This is a genomic window from Phytobacter ursingii, assembly GCF_001022135.1.
Classification (GTDB): domain Bacteria; phylum Pseudomonadota; class Gammaproteobacteria; order Enterobacterales; family Enterobacteriaceae; genus Phytobacter; species Phytobacter ursingii.
The window spans coordinates 126,587-144,817 of the sequence record NZ_CP011600.1; the positions used below are offsets into that span (position 1 = coordinate 126,587).

General features: G+C 51.3%; 15 protein-coding genes and 2 pseudogenes. 6 read left to right on the forward strand and 11 right to left on the reverse strand.

The features are described from left to right. Positions 1-608: 608 nt before the first annotated feature. A complete protein-coding gene (locus AB182_RS01465) occupies positions 609-851 on the reverse strand; it encodes an HTH-like domain-containing protein (RefSeq protein WP_047368854.1) in 243 nt (80 codons plus the stop codon). 1,312 nt (positions 852-2,163) lie between these two features. On the opposite strand from AB182_RS01465, the gene AB182_RS01470 reads away from it, so the two are divergent. Next, positions 2,164-3,132: a GGDEF domain-containing protein gene (locus tag AB182_RS01470; protein ID WP_052958801.1), complete on the forward strand. Its 969-nt coding sequence runs from the start codon at positions 2,164-2,166 to the stop codon at positions 3,130-3,132. Between the two features lie 436 nt (positions 3,133-3,568). Here the strand turns inward: AB182_RS01470 and AB182_RS01475 are convergent, their stop codons facing one another. The 4 genes from AB182_RS01475 to AB182_RS01490 form a co-directional block, all read right to left on the reverse strand. Continuing rightward, positions 3,569-4,573: an IS110-like element IS5075 family transposase gene (locus tag AB182_RS01475; protein WP_000427614.1), complete on the reverse strand. Its 1,005-nt coding sequence runs from the start codon at positions 4,571-4,573 to the stop codon at positions 3,569-3,571. Positions 4,574-4,747: 174 nt separating this feature from the next. Continuing rightward, positions 4,748-5,173 carry a glutaredoxin-dependent arsenate reductase gene (gene arsC, locus AB182_RS01480; protein ID WP_047368856.1) on the reverse strand — a complete coding sequence of 142 codons (426 nt, stop codon included), beginning with the start codon at positions 5,171-5,173 and terminating at the stop codon, positions 4,748-4,750. 12 nt (positions 5,174-5,185) lie between these two features. Then, positions 5,186-6,475 (reverse strand): arsenic transporter, encoded by a 1,290-nt coding sequence (locus tag AB182_RS01485; RefSeq protein ID WP_047368891.1) that lies wholly within the window; start codon positions 6,473-6,475, stop codon positions 5,186-5,188. Between the two features lie 44 nt (positions 6,476-6,519). Continuing rightward, on the reverse strand, positions 6,520-6,840 hold the full coding sequence (locus tag AB182_RS01490; RefSeq protein ID WP_047368857.1) for a transcriptional regulator: 321 nt from the start codon (positions 6,838-6,840) through the stop codon (positions 6,520-6,522). A gap of 85 nt (positions 6,841-6,925) precedes the next feature. On the opposite strand from AB182_RS01490, the gene arsH reads away from it, so the two are divergent. Then, positions 6,926-7,624, forward strand: coding sequence for an arsenical resistance protein ArsH (arsH, locus tag AB182_RS01495; RefSeq protein ID WP_016151343.1), 699 nt, complete (start codon positions 6,926-6,928; stop codon positions 7,622-7,624). Positions 7,625-8,018: 394 nt separating this feature from the next. Here arsH and AB182_RS01500 read toward each other — a convergent pair whose 3' ends face one another. Together AB182_RS01500 and cadR are read right to left on the reverse strand one after the other, a co-directional pair. Then, positions 8,019-9,023 carry an IS110-like element IS5075 family transposase gene (locus AB182_RS01500; RefSeq protein ID WP_000427614.1) on the reverse strand — a complete coding sequence of 335 codons (1,005 nt, stop codon included), beginning with the start codon at positions 9,021-9,023 and terminating at the stop codon, positions 8,019-8,021. A gap of 90 nt (positions 9,024-9,113) precedes the next feature. Further along, on the reverse strand, positions 9,114-9,554 hold the full coding sequence (gene cadR, locus AB182_RS01505) for a Cd(II)/Pb(II)-responsive transcriptional regulator (protein ID WP_032743892.1): 441 nt from the start codon (positions 9,552-9,554) through the stop codon (positions 9,114-9,116). A gap of 85 nt (positions 9,555-9,639) precedes the next feature. On the opposite strand from cadR, the gene AB182_RS01510 reads away from it, so the two are divergent. From AB182_RS01510 to AB182_RS01525, 4 genes are all read left to right on the forward strand, one after another. Continuing rightward, positions 9,640-12,045, forward strand: a complete 2,406-nt coding sequence (locus AB182_RS01510; protein WP_004213585.1) for a heavy metal translocating P-type ATPase — start codon at positions 9,640-9,642, stop codon at positions 12,043-12,045. Continuing rightward, positions 12,042-13,118, forward strand: a complete 1,077-nt coding sequence (gene lspA, locus AB182_RS01515) for a signal peptidase II (RefSeq protein ID WP_000118563.1) — start codon at positions 12,042-12,044, stop codon at positions 13,116-13,118. The genes AB182_RS01510 and lspA overlap by 4 nt, the downstream gene beginning before the upstream one ends. A gap of 129 nt (positions 13,119-13,247) precedes the next feature. Continuing rightward, the gene (locus AB182_RS01520) at positions 13,248-13,805 is read left to right on the forward strand and encodes a recombinase family protein (protein ID WP_001162010.1); all 558 of its coding nucleotides are present in this window, start codon (positions 13,248-13,250) and stop codon (positions 13,803-13,805) included. An 84-nt stretch (positions 13,806-13,889) separates the two neighbouring features. Continuing rightward, positions 13,890-14,594, forward strand: a complete 705-nt coding sequence (locus AB182_RS01525) for an IS6-like element IS26 family transposase (protein WP_001067855.1) — start codon at positions 13,890-13,892, stop codon at positions 14,592-14,594. Between the two features lie 27 nt (positions 14,595-14,621). On the opposite strand, the pseudogene AB182_RS01530 reads toward AB182_RS01525, so the two are convergent. The 4 genes and pseudogenes from AB182_RS01530 to AB182_RS01545 form a co-directional block, all read right to left on the reverse strand. Then, positions 14,622-15,395: pseudogene (locus AB182_RS01530) on the reverse strand (putative bifunctional diguanylate cyclase/phosphodiesterase); the annotation flags it as partial. Positions 15,396-15,406: 11 nt separating this feature from the next. Beyond that, positions 15,407-15,682, reverse strand: a pseudogene (locus AB182_RS01535) (IS1 family transposase); the annotation flags it as partial. Between the two features lie 678 nt (positions 15,683-16,360). Beyond that, complete coding sequence (locus AB182_RS01540) at positions 16,361-16,795, reverse strand: regulatory protein RecX (RefSeq protein WP_047368858.1); 435 nt, start codon at positions 16,793-16,795, stop codon at positions 16,361-16,363. Beyond that, positions 16,792-18,186, reverse strand: a complete 1,395-nt coding sequence (locus AB182_RS01545) for a DUF6880 family protein (RefSeq protein ID WP_047368859.1) — start codon at positions 18,184-18,186, stop codon at positions 16,792-16,794. The genes AB182_RS01540 and AB182_RS01545 overlap by 4 nt, the downstream gene beginning before the upstream one ends. Between the last annotated feature and the right edge of the window lie 45 nt (positions 18,187-18,231).

Here is an 18,231-nt window from a genome sequence, read left to right on the forward strand (position 1 = left end):
CCGCCTCGATAATTCTTGCATTGCGGGCGCGCATGCTTACAGAACAGAACAGTGAAAGATGTCTCGCCTATCAGGGTGCAATTGACACTCTTACTTCTTACGCAGAAGCAGCCAGTGTTCAGCGATCGCCGAGGAAGAAGGGCATTACCCGTTCACCTGCGGAACAGTTTCCCCCTGTACGGCCAGGTAAATACCGGCACTGACTTCGCTGATCCAGCGGGACAGACGTGAAAGCCCGCCCCCCAATCCTGATGGCATACTCCAGGGAGATATAAACACGTAACGGACAAATCTGAAGAAGACCACAGTGCAGGGCAGTAATGGCGGAAGAACACGCCAGCACTGATGGTTCATTGTGATGTGTCTGCCGGGCCGGCGTTACCGACGAAGATGTCATCAATCTGGCTTCAGACTGACTGTCGTGCCCGGCCATCCTTTTTCAGTTTTTCCGGTAAGGATGTCAGCGGCAGCAACAGGTCATCCCTTCCGTTACTGTTTCTGATCCTCGTACTGGTAATCATCAGACGCGGGTTAATATGTAAAACTGCCGGGATGCAACTCAGGACCGGAAGACACAGAGAGTTACGGTTCGTGTTAAAAAATTTAATTCACAGGCGCGATGCATCAAGACCGGCCGCTTTTAGTCTTTCCGCGATTTTCATTATTCTTAGAACTTCACTTCTGAATGATTTATTAATGCCAATGCCTTCACAGATCACTTCACAGTTAAGATGTTTTAATGTGTCGGCATATTTTATTAATTGCAAATTCATTTCTGCCGTTTTAGCGCCGGGAGCAGCGTCGGCAATGGCTTTCTGTATTGCAGAATAGACCGGCAAGAGGGTATCCATTATGTCATCCGTCAGTTAAAGGGCTCAACAAAATCACATTGCTGAGCCGAAAAGTATAACAGTGTAATTACTGCTGCCGGCCAGGTTCATAGCGCTGCCGGGACATGACCGCAATGCAGAAGGAAGGCCTTCCTGAGGTCAACAGACCGGAAAAAAAAGCAACCATCCTGACTCCTACCAGTGGTTAAACAGCAGATGTACACCTTTTGTTGCACGTATAACCGGGGCAGACTGACGGACTGAGGATAGCAGAAAGGGTAAAGATAACAACACAAAGCCCGACTTCCGGCAGGATGGCAGGAGACGTGGGTCTCGTCGTGTAAGGGTTACAATAGTATGATGCTTTTCACCCGCTCAATAGCAGGACGGATACAATTGCGCCGGAGCCACTGTTGCCCTGACGGGTCATAACATAATTCAAACCGTATGCTAAACTCTGTCACCTTATCCTCAGCCAGGCAAGTTCATGTCTATTACGCGCAGCGGGATTGCTGGTATTTCCTGAACTGCAGAATTAAATACCGGAGCGTTAATTTTGTCAGCCCTTTCTGAACTGTTAATAAGTGAAGTGATCTGGGAAATGCTATCCGCTAATGAAGAAGTCTCACAAGCGTCTGTCCTCTCCCGCCTCTGTATCCGTATGCTTGCAGAATGGGATGAGAAAAGATGTTATGCCTATGTAACGGCGATACGTAAATTAAAATACGACCTCAATGTGAAACGGGTAAACCTTAATTAAATATATGCGCAACTGTTTACACTTTGTGTAAAAAATGAAGCATGACAGCTTGTCGGGAAGGTGCCGGACAGGAATATCATATATTAAGGATAACCTCTGTTCCGACAGCGCAGGTTCGGCATACTCTGTACCAGCATGATGTCATTCATAAGCTGGCGTAATTCTGAAAATACCTGGTTTCACGAAAATTTCAGAATATCAGTCTGTCTGGCATGCAGCCCTGGATCATGACACATATTACAGGCACATTCCTATAGATAACATACAGGCTTCGTTTATTTTGTATTATGTAACGAAGATGCATTTGCATGCCCTCCTGCACAGCCCGGATTTCTGTGCAGGAGGGTTCATTTTATGGCTTCCCGTTTCCGTATGTTCAGTACTCCCCATGGTCATAAAAAAAATTAAGGACAACCCTTATCAGGATTACTTAAGCGTAACTGAACAAACTCCCTGAAAATTATAAGATGAGCAGATGAATCCGATGATGATCATGGACAAAGCCGTTTCTTCGGTATTGTTTATATTCGGGTCTGGACTGACAATACTGCAATAAACTCCGAGATAATAAAAATGTTACCCGTAAATGATGCAAAACGTCTTCATTCACTTTATATGCTGGATCTGCCTGATAACCGGGAAGAGAAACGGTTTGATCGTCTGACCCGTGTTGCAAGGCGTTGCTTATCTGCACCTGTCGGGCTTATAAGCCTGATTGAAAAAGACAGGCCGGCGCTGATGTTCTGTTCTGGCCTCAACGAAAAAGATGCATCACAAGTCGTTTCTTTCTGCGACTGTGTCGTTCATTCGGAGGAAATGCTCGTTGTTGAAGATGCCAGTGCCGATGAACGCTTTAATGCTAACCTACTGGTGACAGGTGTTCCTTTTATTCGCTTTTACGCGGGATGCCCGCTGCGCCTCCCAGGTGGCGACATCGCCGGAACGTTGTGTGTGGTTGACACCAGACCCCGGATACCTGACGGGGAAGAATTAACCCTGCTTAAGGATATTGCTGCTCTGGTTGAGGAGGAGTTTTATATTATCAGTCTTGCCCTGACGGATGCGCTGACCGGCGTTCTTAACCGACGGGGTTTTTATAAAAAATGTGAACCCTGGATAACCCTCAAAAAAAAGCGTAAACAGGCTTTCTGCATAATTCTTTTTGACCTGGATAACCTTAAACCGGTTAATGACAAATACGGACACGTGGCAGGCGACCAGTTACTGCAACAGTTTGCCGGGATACTCAGGCGGAGTACCGGACAGGGGGATATCCTTGCCCGTCTGGGCGGTGATGAATTTGTGGTACTCACCGACTGTTCAGATATGCGGGAAATCATCCTGTTTACAGAAAAAATGAGTAATTTAACGAGTTTATATAACCAGAATAACGGAAGCAGTTTACCGTTAAGTTATTCATGGGGTGTCAGCATAAATACACCCGGTGATACAGTTCCGTTATCAGATATGCTGATTCAGAGCGATCGCAATATGTACGATAATAAAAGAGCAAAAAAATCAGTGAGCTTACCGGAAACTTAACGAATACTCCGGCATGACCCGGCCCGGTGATATTCTCTTAATACTTTTCACCGTATCCGTAAAAAAAAGAATGTTTTACCGGATACCTTTCTGCCCCTGCTTACCGTGCTGATTACAGCTGCTGTACAGGGGCAGCCATGAGCAGGTACTGTTAACATTGGGGTCCGCTTGGAAAACGGAATCTATGGTCACTCCCGTTTTTGCAACACCGATTTTGACGACAAGTTGGCTTGCTTGAATCTATCCGGCGTCTGAATGGGATTTTATTCCCGCGCCTCGATGAGTTCCGCGCCTGATGAACCTCCAGAAAATATACGGCTTCAATGAGCCTTTCCGTTTTACAGGTTCCTCAACAGGCCGGTGGGCCGTTAGTATCATCAATATCAGTATTCGCAAAACCAGATGAATGATTGTTTAAACTGGTGTATTTCTGCCTTTATGCTTCGTAAGTTTGCTGTCGCGCCGTCAGTGCCCAGGCTATTCTGGCCAGCTTGTTTGCCAGAGCACAGGTGACGACAAAGTTGCTTTTCCGACACAACAACTCCCTGACCCAGTCGGCCAACTTGCCAGACTGGTGTTCCAGTTTTTGTATGAATACCCTGGCACACTGAACCAACAAAGTTCGGATCTTTTTGTTGCCCCGCTTGCTAATCCCTAACAATGTCGTCCGACCTCCCGTGCTGTACTGTCGGGGTACCAGCCCTGTTGCCGCCGCAAAGTCACGGCTGCTGGCGTACTGCTTCCCGTCGCCAATCTCAGTTGAAATAGTACTGGCAGTCAGCGTTCCAACGCAGGGAATACTCAGCAAGCGCTGTCCAACCTCATCTTCGTCCAACTTTCGTTTCAACTGAGATTCCAGATCTTTAATCTGCTCAACAAGATAGTGATAATGCTGTTGTAATTTCAGCAGTAACTGGCTGAGATAAAGAGGCAAACTACTGTCCTCAAGAAGGGTACTCAGTCGACTAATAACGGCAGCACCTCGCGGAACGCTGATACCAAATTCCAGCAGAAAAGCATGCATCTGATTAGTTGTTTTCACCTTATCCTGAACCAGGGATTCACGGACACGATGCAGAGCTCGCATTGCCTGCTGAGATTCGGTTCTGGGCTGCACGAAACGCATAGATGGACGTGATGCTGCTTCACAGATAGCTTCAGCATCAACGAAGTCATTTTTGTTGCTTTTAACGAATGGGCGGACAAATTGCGGTGATATCAGCTTTGGAAAATGCCCTAACTCTGCCAGCTTGCGTGCCATAAAGTGAGAACCGCCACAGGCTTCCATCGCGATGGTTGTTGCCGGGCATGTCGCCAGAAATTCGATTAGCTTTGGTCGGGTGAATTTTTTACGGTAAACGGCCTTCCCACGATGATCCTGACAATGAATATGGAAAGAGTTCTTACCCAGATCGATACCAATAAGCGCAATGTTTTCCATGATGGTTCTCCGAATGAAAGCCTGTCCTCAGCATAGTACTGGGAAGGAGGGAGTGACCATCTCATTAAATATCCTACGTTAAGCCTGTTTCTTTAGCTGGCATTACAAAAAGCGAGCGTCTGCATGGTATAGACAGACACCCGAATACGATAAAAATGAGACGAAAAAAACAGGTTACTTAACCCGCTTCCCCGTTTCGTCAATGACCTTTTCGCCGTCCTCTTTGGTAAACGCTCCTTTCTGACCTTCAGGTAGAATATCCAGCACTATTTCTGAAGGGCGGCAAAGACGAGTGCCAAGCGGCGTAACGACTACCGGCCGATTAATCAGGATCGGATGTTGAAGCATAAAATCAATCAACTGCTCATCACTGAATTTCTCTTCATCAAGGCCCAGGCGTTCATAAGGCTCAACATTCTTACGCAGTAATGCACGCACCGTAATTCCCATATCTGAAATAAGTTTAATCAGCTCATCACGTGTCGGTGGCGTATCGAGGTAATAAATTATCGTCGGTTCGTTGCCGCTGTTACGTATCATCTCCAGCGTGTTGCGTGAAGTGCCGCAGGCAGGGTTGTGATAGATGGTAATGTTGCTCATATCTGTATCTCATTACAAAGTGATGGAGAGCCGCAACGCCAGCGCGGCCAGAGTGACAAACAGCACGGGCAGAGTCATGATAATGCCGGTGCGGAAGTAATAACCCCAGGTAATCGTTATATTTTTCCGGGCAAGAACATGCAGCCAAAGCAGGGTTGCCAGACTGCCAATCGGGGTGATTTTCGGGCCTAAATCGCAGCCAATCACGTTGGCATAAATCATTGCCTCTTTGACGACGCCAGTCGCCGTACTCCCGTCAATCGACAGCGCGCCAATCAGCACCGTCGGCATATTATTCATTACCGACGACAGGAACGCGGTCAGGAAGCCGGTGCCGAACGTTGCTGCCCATAACCCCTTTTCTGCCAGCAGGTTCAGTACACCAGACAGATACTCCGTGAGCCCGGCATTGCGCAGGCCATAGACCACCAGGTACATGCCCAGCGAAAAAATCACGATCTGCCATGGCGCACTGCGCAGGACTTTCCCTGTGTTGATGCCATGACCTCTTTTCGCCACGATAAACAGTACTGCTGCGCCAGCAGCTGCTATCGCGCTGACAGGGATCCCCAGCGGCTCCAGAACGAAGAAACCGACAAGCAGCAATAACAGGACAATCCAGCCCGCCCTGAACGTTGCCGCATCCTTTATCACACTGGCAGGCGTCTTCAGCAGCGAAACGTCATACGTTGCCGGAATATCCCTGCGGAAGAAGAGATGCAGCATGATCAGCGTGGCCGCAATCGCTGCCGCATCCACGGGGATCATAACGGAGGCGTACTGCGTAAAGCCCAGATCGAAGAAGTCCGCCGAGACGATATTCACCAGGTTAGAAACAATGAGTGGCAGGCTGGCCGTATCTGCAATAAATCCTGCAGCCATGACAAAGGCCAGTGTCGTGCCCTGGCTGAACCCCAGTGCGAGCAGCATCGCAATCACAATCGGCGTCAGGATCAGCGCGGCGCCATCATTGGCGAACAAAGCAGCAACAGCGGCACCGAGCAAGACTATCCAGGTGAACAGCAGGCGGCCACGTCCGTTACCCCAGCGGGAGACGTGCAGTGCGGCCCATTCAAAGAAGCCGGACTCATCGAGCAGCAGGCTGATGATGATGACCGCAATAAATGCCGCTGTCGCGTTCCAGACGATATTCCAGACAACGGGAATATCAGCGATATGAATGACACCGGTTCCCAGCGCCAGCACAGCCCCGATACTCGCGCTCCAGCCAATACTCAGGCCTCTGGGTTGCCAGATCACCAGTACCAGCGTCAGTAAAAATATACTCCCTGCCAAAAGCATCTCAGACCCCATCATATATGATTTTGTAAATATGTTTTCCTGCCTCAGCAGGAGGTGCAGGCTGATTTGTCCAGCCATCCACGTACATCCTCGCGCAGACACTGCCAGGTCGTCGTGATTGTCTCTGCTGCCCACGCCGGAATATGGGGTGACAGACGATAGTGGATCCATTTGCCTTCCCGACGGTCAAGAACCAGATCAGCCTCGCGAAGGATAGCCATATGTCGCGAAATTTTGGGCTGCGATTCGGAGGTGGCAACGCAGATATCGCAGACGCACAATTCTCCGGACTCCCGGAGAAGCATGACGATGGCTAGCCGTGTTTCATCCGACAGGATTTTGAAAAGCTGAACAGGTTGTAGCATTTTTCACTCCGTTCCCTTTAGAATACACATATGTTAGATCATATGTATTAACTTTAAAATCACCTGTTCTCTCCGGAGGAGAAAAATGGAACAATTTCCAGCCCTGAATACTGACTGTTTTGATCAACATATTGCCGAACGTCTGCACCTGCAGGAGCCCCCACGGATTCTGATCCTGTATGGCTCAGTAAGGGAGCGCTCCTACAGTCGCTTTGCCGCGGAGGAAGCAGGTCGCCTGCTGACGGCGATGGGCGCGGAGGTGAAATTCTTTAACCCCTCCGGTTTACCCCTGCCGGATGATGCCCCGGATACGCACCCTAAAGTCTCCGAGCTACGCGGGCTGGTCAGATGGTGTGACGGGATGGTGTGGAGCTCGCCGGAACGGCACGGGGCTATGAGCGCGGTGATGAAGGCGCAGATCGACTGGATACCGTTGAGTGAAGGCGCGGTTCGTCCTTCGCAGGGCAAGACACTTGCAGTGATGCAGGTTTGCGGCGGTTCGCAGTCCTTCAATGCCGTGAACCAGATGCGCATTCTGGGCCGCTGGATGCGGATGTTCACAATTCCCAACCAGTCCTCGGTGGCGAAAGCCTGGCAGGAATTTGATGAGAACGGAAGGATGAAGCCGTCCTCATGGTACGACCGTATCGTAGATGTCGCAGAGGAGTTGTTTAAAATTACGTTGCTGCTCAGGGGACAAACCAGCTACCTTGCAGATCGCTACAGCGAACGAAAAGAGAGTCATCAGGAACTTTCGTACCGCGTCAATCAGGAAAAAATATAACGCCTTCTGATCGTATAAATACACACCATGAGCGTTTTCACAAAGTCTCCTTCTGCCAGGCAGCGGATAATCTTACATGTGTCTGTCGTTTTCAGAAGACGGCAGACCGGACTAAAAGGGGTCGCCTCAGAAAACGGAATCTATGGTCACTCCCGTTTTTGCAACACCGATTTTGACGACAAGTTGGCTTGCTTGAATCTATCCGGCGTCTGAATGGGATTTTATTCCCGCGCCTCGATGAGTTCCGCGCCTGATGAACCTCCAGAAAATATACGGCTTCAATGAGCCTTTCCGTTTTACAGGTTCCTCAACAGGCCGGTGGGCCGTTAGTATCATCAATATCAGTATTCGCAAAACCAGATGAATGATTGTTTAAACTGGTGTATTTCTGCCTTTATGCTTCGTAAGTTTGCTGTCGCGCCGTCAGTGCCCAGGCTATTCTGGCCAGCTTGTTTGCCAGAGCACAGGTGACGACAAAGTTGCTTTTCCGACACAACAACTCCCTGACCCAGTCGGCCAACTTGCCAGACTGGTGTTCCAGTTTTTGTATGAATACCCTGGCACACTGAACCAACAAAGTTCGGATCTTTTTGTTGCCCCGCTTGCTAATCCCTAACAATGTCGTCCGACCTCCCGTGCTGTACTGTCGGGGTACCAGCCCTGTTGCCGCCGCAAAGTCACGGCTGCTGGCGTACTGCTTCCCGTCGCCAATCTCAGTTGAAATAGTACTGGCAGTCAGCGTTCCAACGCAGGGAATACTCAGCAAGCGCTGTCCAACCTCATCTTCGTCCAACTTTCGTTTCAACTGAGATTCCAGATCTTTAATCTGCTCAACAAGATAGTGATAATGCTGTTGTAATTTCAGCAGTAACTGGCTGAGATAAAGAGGCAAACTACTGTCCTCAAGAAGGGTACTCAGTCGACTAATAACGGCAGCACCTCGCGGAACGCTGATACCAAATTCCAGCAGAAAAGCATGCATCTGATTAGTTGTTTTCACCTTATCCTGAACCAGGGATTCACGGACACGATGCAGAGCTCGCATTGCCTGCTGAGATTCGGTTCTGGGCTGCACGAAACGCATAGATGGACGTGATGCTGCTTCACAGATAGCTTCAGCATCAACGAAGTCATTTTTGTTGCTTTTAACGAATGGGCGGACAAATTGCGGTGATATCAGCTTTGGAAAATGCCCTAACTCTGCCAGCTTGCGTGCCATAAAGTGAGAACCGCCACAGGCTTCCATCGCGATGGTTGTTGCCGGGCATGTCGCCAGAAATTCGATTAGCTTTGGTCGGGTGAATTTTTTACGGTAAACGGCCTTCCCACGATGATCCTGACAATGAATATGGAAAGAGTTCTTACCCAGATCGATACCAATAAGCGCAATGTTTTCCATGATGGTTCTCCGAATGAAAGCCTGTCCTCAGCATAGTACTGGGAAGGAGGGAGTGACCATCTCATTAAATAAAGCACGCTAAGCCCTTACTTACCCAGATGTTTGACTGTTCGTGGCACTTTCACCATGGCAATTGCAATTGCCCAACCCTTGCAAAATGCCGCACGCCTCTACAGATCGAGAGCCAGAACACTTCTCGCGCAAATCAACCAAGTGCCGTTTTAACTGCAACAGCGCGGACACACGCATTTCCACCTGTTGAATATGGGCCTCCAGCAGCGTGATGACCTCCCCACAGTCCTGCATCGGGTTGTCTCGCAGACCCAGCAATGCGCGAATCTCGCTCAACGTCATGTCGAGCGAACGGCAATGACGGATGAATTGCAAGCGCTCAATGTGCGCCTCACCGTACAACCGAAAGTTGCCACCGCTTCGCGCTGGCTTTGGCAGTAGCCCTTCCTTCTCGTAGTAGCGGATGGTCACGACCTCGCACCCAGAGCGCTTGGCGAGGTCGCCAATTCTGATTTCCATGCATCAATCTCCAATTATCACTTGACTCTATAGTGACTATAGAGATTTTAATGGAGGCTGAATAGAAGATTTTCAGGAGTTACTCATGAGCGAATGCGCTTCAAAGGGGTGTGGCTGCACGACTGAGCCGATCATCCAACCCACGGCACCGGCCCCGCTGGCAACCGGATCGGCTCAAGCGGTGTACCGCATCGAGAACATGGATTGCCCGACCGAAGAGGCGCTGATCCGAAGCAAACTGGCCGGTCTGGCGGGGGTGGCGGGTCTTGAATTCAACCTGATGCAACGTACCTTGGCCGTGCGACACGAATTGCCTTCGTTGTCTCCCGTCGAGCAGGCGCTGAAGGCCATCGGCATGCAAGCTGTGCGCATGGATCAGGCGTCGGCCGAGCAGACGACCAAGCTGTCCATTGCCAAGATGGATTGCCCGACCGAAGAGACGTTGATCCGCAACAAGCTCGGCACCGTGGCCGGTGTTGCTGATCTCGATTTCAACCTGATGCAGCGCACGCTGTCGGTACGCCATGCGAACCAGGTTCTGCCAGACGTGCTCGTGGCACTGCAAGCGCTTGGATTCGAGGCGCAGGTCGTGGACACGGCAGAGGTCGCATCTCCATCCGCCGCCCCTGTGACCACGCCGACCAACTGGTGGCCGCTGGGCATCTCCTTGGTCACTGCATCGGCGGCCGAGGCGGTCTACTGGCTCCACAACGGCAATCACTGGTCGGTTGTCGTTCTGGCGCTTGTCGCGGTCTTCACGGGTGGCCTCTCCACCTACAAGAAGGGGTGGATCGCGCTCAAGAACCGTAATCTCAACATGAACGCCCTCATGTCGATTGCGGTCACGGGTGCCATGTTGATCGGCCACTGGCCCGAAGCGGCAATGGTGATGGTACTGTTCGCGCTGGCCGAGGTAATCGAAGCCAAATCGCTGGATCGCGCTCGTAACGCTATCCGTGGCCTGCTCGACCTGACCCCGGAACAGGCCACGGTACAGCAGGCTGACGGCACATGGCGCGAGGTGGGCGCCAAGCAAATCACCATCGGCGCCCGCGTCCGGGTCAAACCAGGTGAGCGCATCGCCCTTGATGGTGAGGTGCTGGAAGGCCGCTCTGCCGTCAACCAAGCCCCGATCACGGGTGAAAGCCTCCCGGTCGAAAAATCCCCCGGTGATTCGGTGTTCGCTGGCACGATCAACGAATCCGGCTCGTTCGAGTACCGCGTCACCGCCTTGGCCAACAACTCCACTTTGGCCCGGATCATTCACGCGGTAGAGGCTGCGCAAGGTAGTCGTGCGCCGACTCAGCGTTTTGTCGATCAGTTCGCCCGCTGGTACACCCCCGTTGTATTCGGCGTTGCCATCGCCGTCGCGTTGTTGCCGCCGCTGTTCATGGGTGCGGCATGGCTCGACTGGATCTACCGTGCATTGGTTCTGCTGGTGGTCGCCTGCCCGTGCGCACTGGTGATCTCTACACCGGTCAGCATCGTCAGCGGCCTGGCCGCCGCCGCCCGCCACGGCATTCTCATCAAAGGTGGCGTCTATCTGGAAGAAGGCCGCAAGCTGCGCTGGCTGGCTCTGGACAAGACCGGCACGATCACGCACGGCAAGCCCGCACAGACCGACTTTGTCACATGGGGCAATGCACTCGCCTCGGACAGCCGCAGCATCGCTGCCAGTCTGGCGGCCCGCTCGGACCATCCTGTATCCAAGGCGGTGGCACAGGCCGCGCAGACGGACGGGGTTGCCTTGCTCGACGTGGCCGAATTCAACGCGCTGCCCGGTCGGGGTGTGCAAGGCCAAATCAACGGTGCGACCTACCATCTGGGCAACCACCGGATGCTCGAAGAGCTGGGGCAGTGCACACCAGAGCTGGAGCAGCGCATCGCTGCGCTGGAAACCGCTGGCAAGACCGTCGTGATGCTGGTGGGCGCAAAAGGGGTACATGGCTTATTCGCCGTTGCGGACACCATCAAGGACAGCAGCAAGAGAGCCATCGCCGAGCTGCATGCTCTGGGCATCAACACCGTGATGTTGACCGGCGATAACCCCCACACGGCACAGGCCATCGCCGCACAAGCCGGCATTGACCGCGCGCAAGGCAACCAACTGCCCGACGACAAACTGCGCGAAGTGGAGCAATTGTCCAGAAACGGCAAGGTTGGCATGGTCGGTGATGGCATCAACGACGCACCGGCCTTGGCGCGTGCGGACATTGGCTTTGCAATGGGAGCGGCGGGCACAGATACCGCTATTGAAACCGCCGACGTGGCCCTGATGGACGATGACCTGCGCAAGATTCCGACCTTCGTGCGCCTGTCGCGTGCGACAGCACAGGTGCTGATGCAAAACATTGTGCTGGCCCTTGGCATCAAGGCGGTATTTTTGGTGCTCACCTTCACGGGTCACGCGACCATGTGGATGGCTGTGTTCGCCGATATGGGTGCCAGCTTGCTTGTTGTCGGCAACGGCTTGAGGTTGTTGCGCCGATGAGCTGGAAACTCTTTCTCTATGACTGGGGTGGCCTGAACATCGCGTTGTTTCAAGCCATCAACACAGGCACGCCCGCCACGCTGAAACCACTGGCATGGTTCTTTGGCCTCGTGGGAAGTTACTGGACAGCGCCGCTGATGCTGTTGGGTCTGTGGTGGTGGTCGAAATCGGCTACAAACCCGGCGCGTGGTACGGCCGTTCGGCATCGCCTTATTGGTTTTAGCGCGGCCTTCTTGCTGGCGTTATTGGTCGCCACCGCCTTGAAGCTATGGTTCGACTTTCCACGCCCGCCTGCCGTCCTTGGCGACCTGGCGCGCGTCATCGGGGACAAAGAGCTTCACTACAGCCTGCCCAGCGGGCATGCCACCTATGCCGCGATGGTGGTCGGCGCGCTCTGGCCTTTGATGGGCCGCCGTGGTCGTCTCAGTTTAATGCTGTACGCCACATTGGTCGGCTGGTCGCGCATCGCGGCCGGAATGCACTTTCCGGCCGATGTGTTGGCGGGGTGGACGCTGGGATGGAGCTGCACGGCACTCGCCGGGTGGTTGCTGCCGTTGGCCGCCCCTGTGTGGCAATCGGCCCGCCGCACATCGGCTTGGGTCTGGTTCACCGTGGCCGCCAGTGCTGTCATGACCGATCAGCTCACGAAGTTCGCCATCATCCGCACGTTTGCCTACGGTGAGCAAGTCGAAATCACCCCGTTTTTCAACCTCGTTCATGTCCTGAATCCGGGTGCGGCATTCAGCTTTTTGGCGAACGCTGGTGGCTGGCAACGTTACTTTTTCATCACGCTGGGTCTGGCTGTTTCTGCTTGGCTGGGGCGCATGCTGTGCCAGCAACGGCCACGTCTCGAAGCGATGGGCTACAGCCTGATCCTCGGCGGTGCGCTGGGCAATGTCGCGGATCGTGTGCTGCGTGGACAGGTTGTTGATTTCCTTGACTTCCATTGGCGACTTGCGCACTGGCCCGCCTTCAACCTCGCTGATGTGGCGATAACTATCGGAGCGCTCTGCCTGTTCTTGACGGTTGTACCGAAAAGCAGTAAAGGCACAGAGGCCGAGGTGTCCGGTTAAGCTATACCCTAACCTGATGTCAGATGTTGAGCACAAACAACGTCAGAGTAGGGTATTAATTTATATTTATTGACACATTCAGCCAAGGGTAATAGATTTCATCCTGACATTTTTACCTTTGGAGGCATCTTGCAAGGTCAACGTATCGGCTACGTTCGCGTCAGCAGCTTCGACCAGAATCCTGATCGACAACTGGAACAAATAGAAGTCGGCAAGGTATTCACCGATAAGGCTTCAGGCAAGGACACACAACGTCCCGAACTTGAAAGGCTGCTGGCCTTCGTCCGCGAGGGCGACACCGTGGTGGTGCATAGCATGGACAGGTTGGCACGCAACCTTGATGACCTGCGCCGCATCGTCCAAGGGCTGACACAACGGGGCGTGCGCATGGAGTTCGTCAAAGAAGGGCTAACGTTCACCGGCGAGGACTCACCGATGGCCAATCTGATGCTGTCGGTCATGGGAGCCTTTGCTGAGTTCGAGCGCGCTCTGATCCGCGAACGTCAGCGCGAGGGAATCGTGCTGGCTAAGCAGCGCGGGGCCTACCGGGGACGAAAGAAATCGCTGAACAGCGAACAAATTGCCGAGTTGAAACGGCGAGTTGCGGCAGGCGACCAGAAAACCTTGGTGGCCCGTGACTTCGGCATCAGCCGCGAAACCTTGTACCAGTACCTGCGGGAAGACTGACCATGCCACGCCGCTCAATCCGGCACTGTTGCAAATAGTCGGTGGTGATAAACTTATCATCCCCTTTTGCTGATGGAGCTGCACATGAACCCATTCAAAGGCCGGCATTTTCAGCGTGACATCATTCTGTGGGCCGTACGCTGGTACTGCAAATACGGCATCAGTTACCGTGAGCTGCAGGAGATGCTGGCTGAACGCGGAGTGAATGTCGATCACTCCACGATTTACCGCTGGGTTCAGCGTTATGCGCCTGAAATGGAAAAACGGCTGCGCTGGTACTGGCGTAACCCTTCCGATCTTTGCCCGTGGCACATGGATGAAACCTACGTGAAGGTCAATGGCCGCTGGGCGTATCTGTACCGGGCCGTCGACAGCCGGGGCCGCACTGTCGATTTTTATCTCTCCTCCCGTCGTAACAGCAAAGCTGCATACCGGTTTCTGGGTAAAATCCTCAACAACGTGAAGAAGTGGCAGATCCCGCGATTCATCAACACGGATAAAGCGCCCGCCTATGGTCGCGCGCTTGCTCTGCTCAAACGCGAAGGCCGGTGCCCGTCTGACGTTGAACACCGACAGATTAAGTACCGGAACAACGTGATTGAATGCGATCATGGCAAACTGAAACGGATAATCGGCGCCACGCTGGGATTTAAATCCATGAAGACGGCTTACGCCACCATCAAAGGTATTGAGGTGATGCGTGCACTACGCAAAGGCCAGGCCTCAGCATTTTATTATGGTGATCCCCTGGGCGAAATGCGCCTGGTAAGCAGAGTTTTTGAAATGTAAGGCCTTTGAATAAGACAAAAGGCTGCCTCATCGCTCACTTTGCAACAGTGCCTCTAAATTTAACGCATCAAGCGCGACAGGCTTCCCGATGAAATACCCTTGCGCCTCGTCACAGTGATAATGTTTAAGCCTTTTCAACTGCTCCGCCGTTTCCACGCCTTCAGCGGTGACAGCCAGCGAATAGGCTTTGCCAAGGCCGATAATATTCTCAACGATGATTTTGGCGTTTTCCGATTCCTCCATGGCGAACACAAAAGATTTATCCAGCTTTATTCCGTCGAACGGGAAGCGTTTCAGATAGCTTAATGCCGAGTAGCCGGTTCCAAAGTCATCAATCAAAAAGCGTACGCCGATATCCTTCAGCTGCTTCATGGTTTCCAGCGTGATATCCGGATTGGAAATCGTCACGTTTTCGGTAATTTCTAACTCCAGCCGGGACGGTTTAAGCCCCGATTTTTGCAGCGCAGCCTTTACCCGTTTCGCCAGGCCACGGGTATTAAACTCCACCGCCGAAATATTGACCGAAATAACCAAATCGGGCGAGAGATGCACCATATCTTTACAGGCTTTCTCCAGCACCACATCACTCATGGCAACGATCAGGCCCGTCTCTTCCGCAAGCGGGATGAACTGATCCGGCATCAGTAAACCGAGACGCGGATGCTGCCAGCGAACCAGTGCTTCGACAGCAGCGATACGCGAGGTTTTAATGTCGTAACGGGGCTGATAAACCAGCTGAAACTGGTCTGTGCATAACGCTTCACGAAACTCTTTTTCCATTTCCCGGCGCTGAATTAGGTAATGACTCTAACTTACTGATAGTGTTTTATGTTCAGATAATGCCCGATGACTTTGTCATGCAGCTCCACCGATTTTGAGAACGACAGTGACTTCCTGCCCAGCCTTGCCAGATGCTGCCTCAGATTCAGGTTATGCCGCTCAATGCGCTGCGTATATCGCTTGCTGATAACGTGCAGTTCTCCCTTCAGGCGTGATTCATAAAGCGGCCAGCCATCCGTCATCCATACCACGACCTCAAAGGCCGACAGCAGGCCCAGAAGACGCTCCAGCGTGGCCAACGTGCGTTCCACGCCTTCAGTAGCTGAGCAGGAGGGACAACTGATGGAGATGGAAGCCACGGGAGCACCTCAAAAACACCATCGTACACTAAATCAGTAAGTTGGCACCATTACCGGTTTCCCGAAGCTTTTCTTTATATATAATATCATTGAAGTTATTTCTATTTCCCAGAAAATTTCTCAGGCTGTGACTGCAATGGCCGCAATACATTGCACATATCGCCGCTGTGCAGTGGGGGCTGATTTTTCTGATTTATGTCAAAATTTGGTTCGCCAAATGCCTTTTATGTTAAATCCACGATTTCTATATAACAAATAGCGATTAGCGCTGTTTTCTCGCTTCAAGGCGTCATTTGTATACGTGATATCAGGTCAAACTGGCCGATACCGCATGGTTAATTTTTTGTTAAGAACCTCGGAGGTTTTAACAAATTTAACATCTTTCCATTTCCCCCGCCTTTCCCTACGAACCGTCGATAATATCACCTTCTATTTTTATATAATTATATAATAATATGACTTCGGTCACGGTGTGGATTGCCGCCAAACCCTACAATTGTATTGTGCAATACAATTCTTATGGAAATAGTGTTATGTCCGATATCAAACCCGCAATTAGGGGTAATGGGAGCGAAGCTACAATATGACGACATTTGTCTCGGATGGCGCACCGACAGCAAACCATGCTCAGCTTAACGCCTCAAATATCATGTCCATCGAAAACCCCTTGTACTGGAGGTAGCGGATCTGTTTGTTTTTTTCTTTGGCTTCTGATGCCACCGCATCACCAAATTTACTGACTTTCAGTTCCCTTGCCATGGCATACCAGTCCACATCCACTTTCTCCAGCATCTGCTCGACCAACTCCGGAGAAAAACCTTTTTGCCTGATCTCCTGTTTGATTCTGGCCGGGCCATGTTTTTTTCGAACATGTTTATCAATCATGTGCGTTATCAGTCGGTTATCATCCAGATAACCACACTCAACCAGCCTCGACAACGCCTTGTCGATCTTTTCTCTGTTTTCCGTCATCTTACTCAGTGTCCGGGCCAACTCACCGGATGCGTAATCCCGCCTTGCCAGTAGTGACACCGCGTGGTCATACAGTTCCTGTGATGTCATGAGGCATCTCCGTTATAACGGATACCGTCCTTTCCTACTGATAATCCTTTGATTTTATTTGCCATCAACGGCCAGAGTGCGGTTTTACGTTTATGTTGTTCGTAGAGCGTTCTGAGGTAGTCCTCTGTTTCCGGAAGCTGAGGGCAATCTTCCAGACCTTCGCCGTAATCGATGGCTTTTTTCATGTCTGAGGCGGCATGGCTGTAATACTTGCTTTTTGATTGCTGAATGTTGTCCTCCACCAAAAAGCGACGCAACAGGGTCGCCGTATGCGCATAGCCGTGTTTATACAGGGTGCTGGATAATGTCCGTAAAAATGAATGGGTGATATAAGCCAGCGAGTCGGTGAGGTTGTTTTTTGGCATGGCCATAATACAGGCGTCGATTAAATCATACCGTTCGATGTCTGACGCAAAGCAGACATACGGCGCTAACCCTGTATCTTTTGCTATTTTCAGGAATGCAGGGCTGTGATCGACATCTTTTTCAGCGGCTTTTGTGTACAGATGATAAAAACGTGTATCGCATTGAAAAGTGAATGCTGTAATACAGTGGGCTTTCGCTTCCTCTTTTCTCCCTTCTTCAATCAGGGCCTGAATGAAGAGTTCATTCCATATTATGTTATCTGTGATCTCCTCATCGTCAATCCGCTGGCTGTTTAATACAGCGAGTGCATCGTCGGACCGCAGGTCTTCCATAAGTAATCTGACATAATCAAAATAATGGGTGGAATGGCAAAATTCATCGTTTTTAAACGCCATCGTCAGAAAATCAAGGTCTTTTATTATCATGCTGAGACCAAGAGCTTCCCGGAGGGATTGTTTTTGATAATACATATCACGGATTACACGTAAAATATCCGTGCCGAGTAATGTCCGGTATTTTTTAAATATCTCAATTCCAAAATAGAATTCTCTTTCAACAACGGTGAATATTTTTTTAGCAATGGATACTGGATCGTTGTTTTTTTGTGCTTCCAGTGATTTCATCCACGCATCCAACAGAATGGTATAGTAGCTCATCCAGCTTCCGCTGGAAGTGTCCACGTTCCCGGTGAATTTTTCGAACTCAAGCATCATTTTTACGCTCAGACTTTCCGCTTGCTCGGGGAGCTCGTGGGCGATACCCACAAGGGGGTTCGCTATACTGCGTGTCAGCTCGTCAAAAAAGGCATCGGCATCATAGTAATCATAAAAACGTTTGCTTTTGGCTCGTCTGGCATACTCCTTCTCGACGGCTTTAAGTACCTCTGCTGCCGATAGCAGATACCCATTCACCAGTGTGGTCCTGGCCTGCTTATTATCCTGTATCAGGTCATAAATAATATTGACCAGCACGTCATGACTCATCTCTGAAAGCTGTGCGGTTTGTTTTTTTGTTAACGGTGCCATGAAGCTCCTCCTGAGACTGGCTGTATGAAACATCTGGGCCTGTTA

Bases quoted from the DNA above. Each gene is read 5' to 3' on its own strand.
- AB182_RS01545 (WP_047368859.1), bottom strand. From the start codon at position 18,186: ATGGCACCGTTAACAAAAAAACAAACCGCACAGCTTTCAGAGATGAGT.
- AB182_RS01485 (WP_047368891.1), bottom strand. From the start codon at position 6,475: ATGCTTTTGGCAGGGAGTATATTTTTACTGACGCTGGTACTGGTGATC.
- AB182_RS01500 (WP_000427614.1), bottom strand. From the start codon at position 9,023: ATGGAAAACATTGCGCTTATTGGTATCGATCTGGGTAAGAACTCTTTC.
- AB182_RS01540 (WP_047368858.1), bottom strand. From the start codon at position 16,795: ATGACATCACAGGAACTGTATGACCACGCGGTGTCACTACTGGCAAGG.
- arsH (WP_016151343.1), top strand. From the start codon at position 6,926: ATGGAACAATTTCCAGCCCTGAATACTGACTGTTTTGATCAACATATT.
- arsC (WP_047368856.1), bottom strand. From the start codon at position 5,173: ATGAGCAACATTACCATCTATCACAACCCTGCCTGCGGCACTTCACGC.
- AB182_RS01470 (WP_052958801.1), top strand. From the start codon at position 2,164: ATGTTACCCGTAAATGATGCAAAACGTCTTCATTCACTTTATATGCTG.
- cadR (WP_032743892.1), bottom strand. From the start codon at position 9,554: ATGGAAATCAGAATTGGCGACCTCGCCAAGCGCTCTGGGTGCGAGGTC.
- AB182_RS01465 (WP_047368854.1), bottom strand. From the start codon at position 851: ATGGATACCCTCTTGCCGGTCTATTCTGCAATACAGAAAGCCATTGCC.
- lspA (WP_000118563.1), top strand. From the start codon at position 12,042: ATGAGCTGGAAACTCTTTCTCTATGACTGGGGTGGCCTGAACATCGCG.
- AB182_RS01475 (WP_000427614.1), bottom strand. From the start codon at position 4,573: ATGGAAAACATTGCGCTTATTGGTATCGATCTGGGTAAGAACTCTTTC.
- AB182_RS01490 (WP_047368857.1), bottom strand. From the start codon at position 6,840: ATGCTACAACCTGTTCAGCTTTTCAAAATCCTGTCGGATGAAACACGG.
- AB182_RS01525 (WP_001067855.1), top strand. From the start codon at position 13,890: ATGAACCCATTCAAAGGCCGGCATTTTCAGCGTGACATCATTCTGTGG.
- AB182_RS01510 (WP_004213585.1), top strand. From the start codon at position 9,640: ATGAGCGAATGCGCTTCAAAGGGGTGTGGCTGCACGACTGAGCCGATC.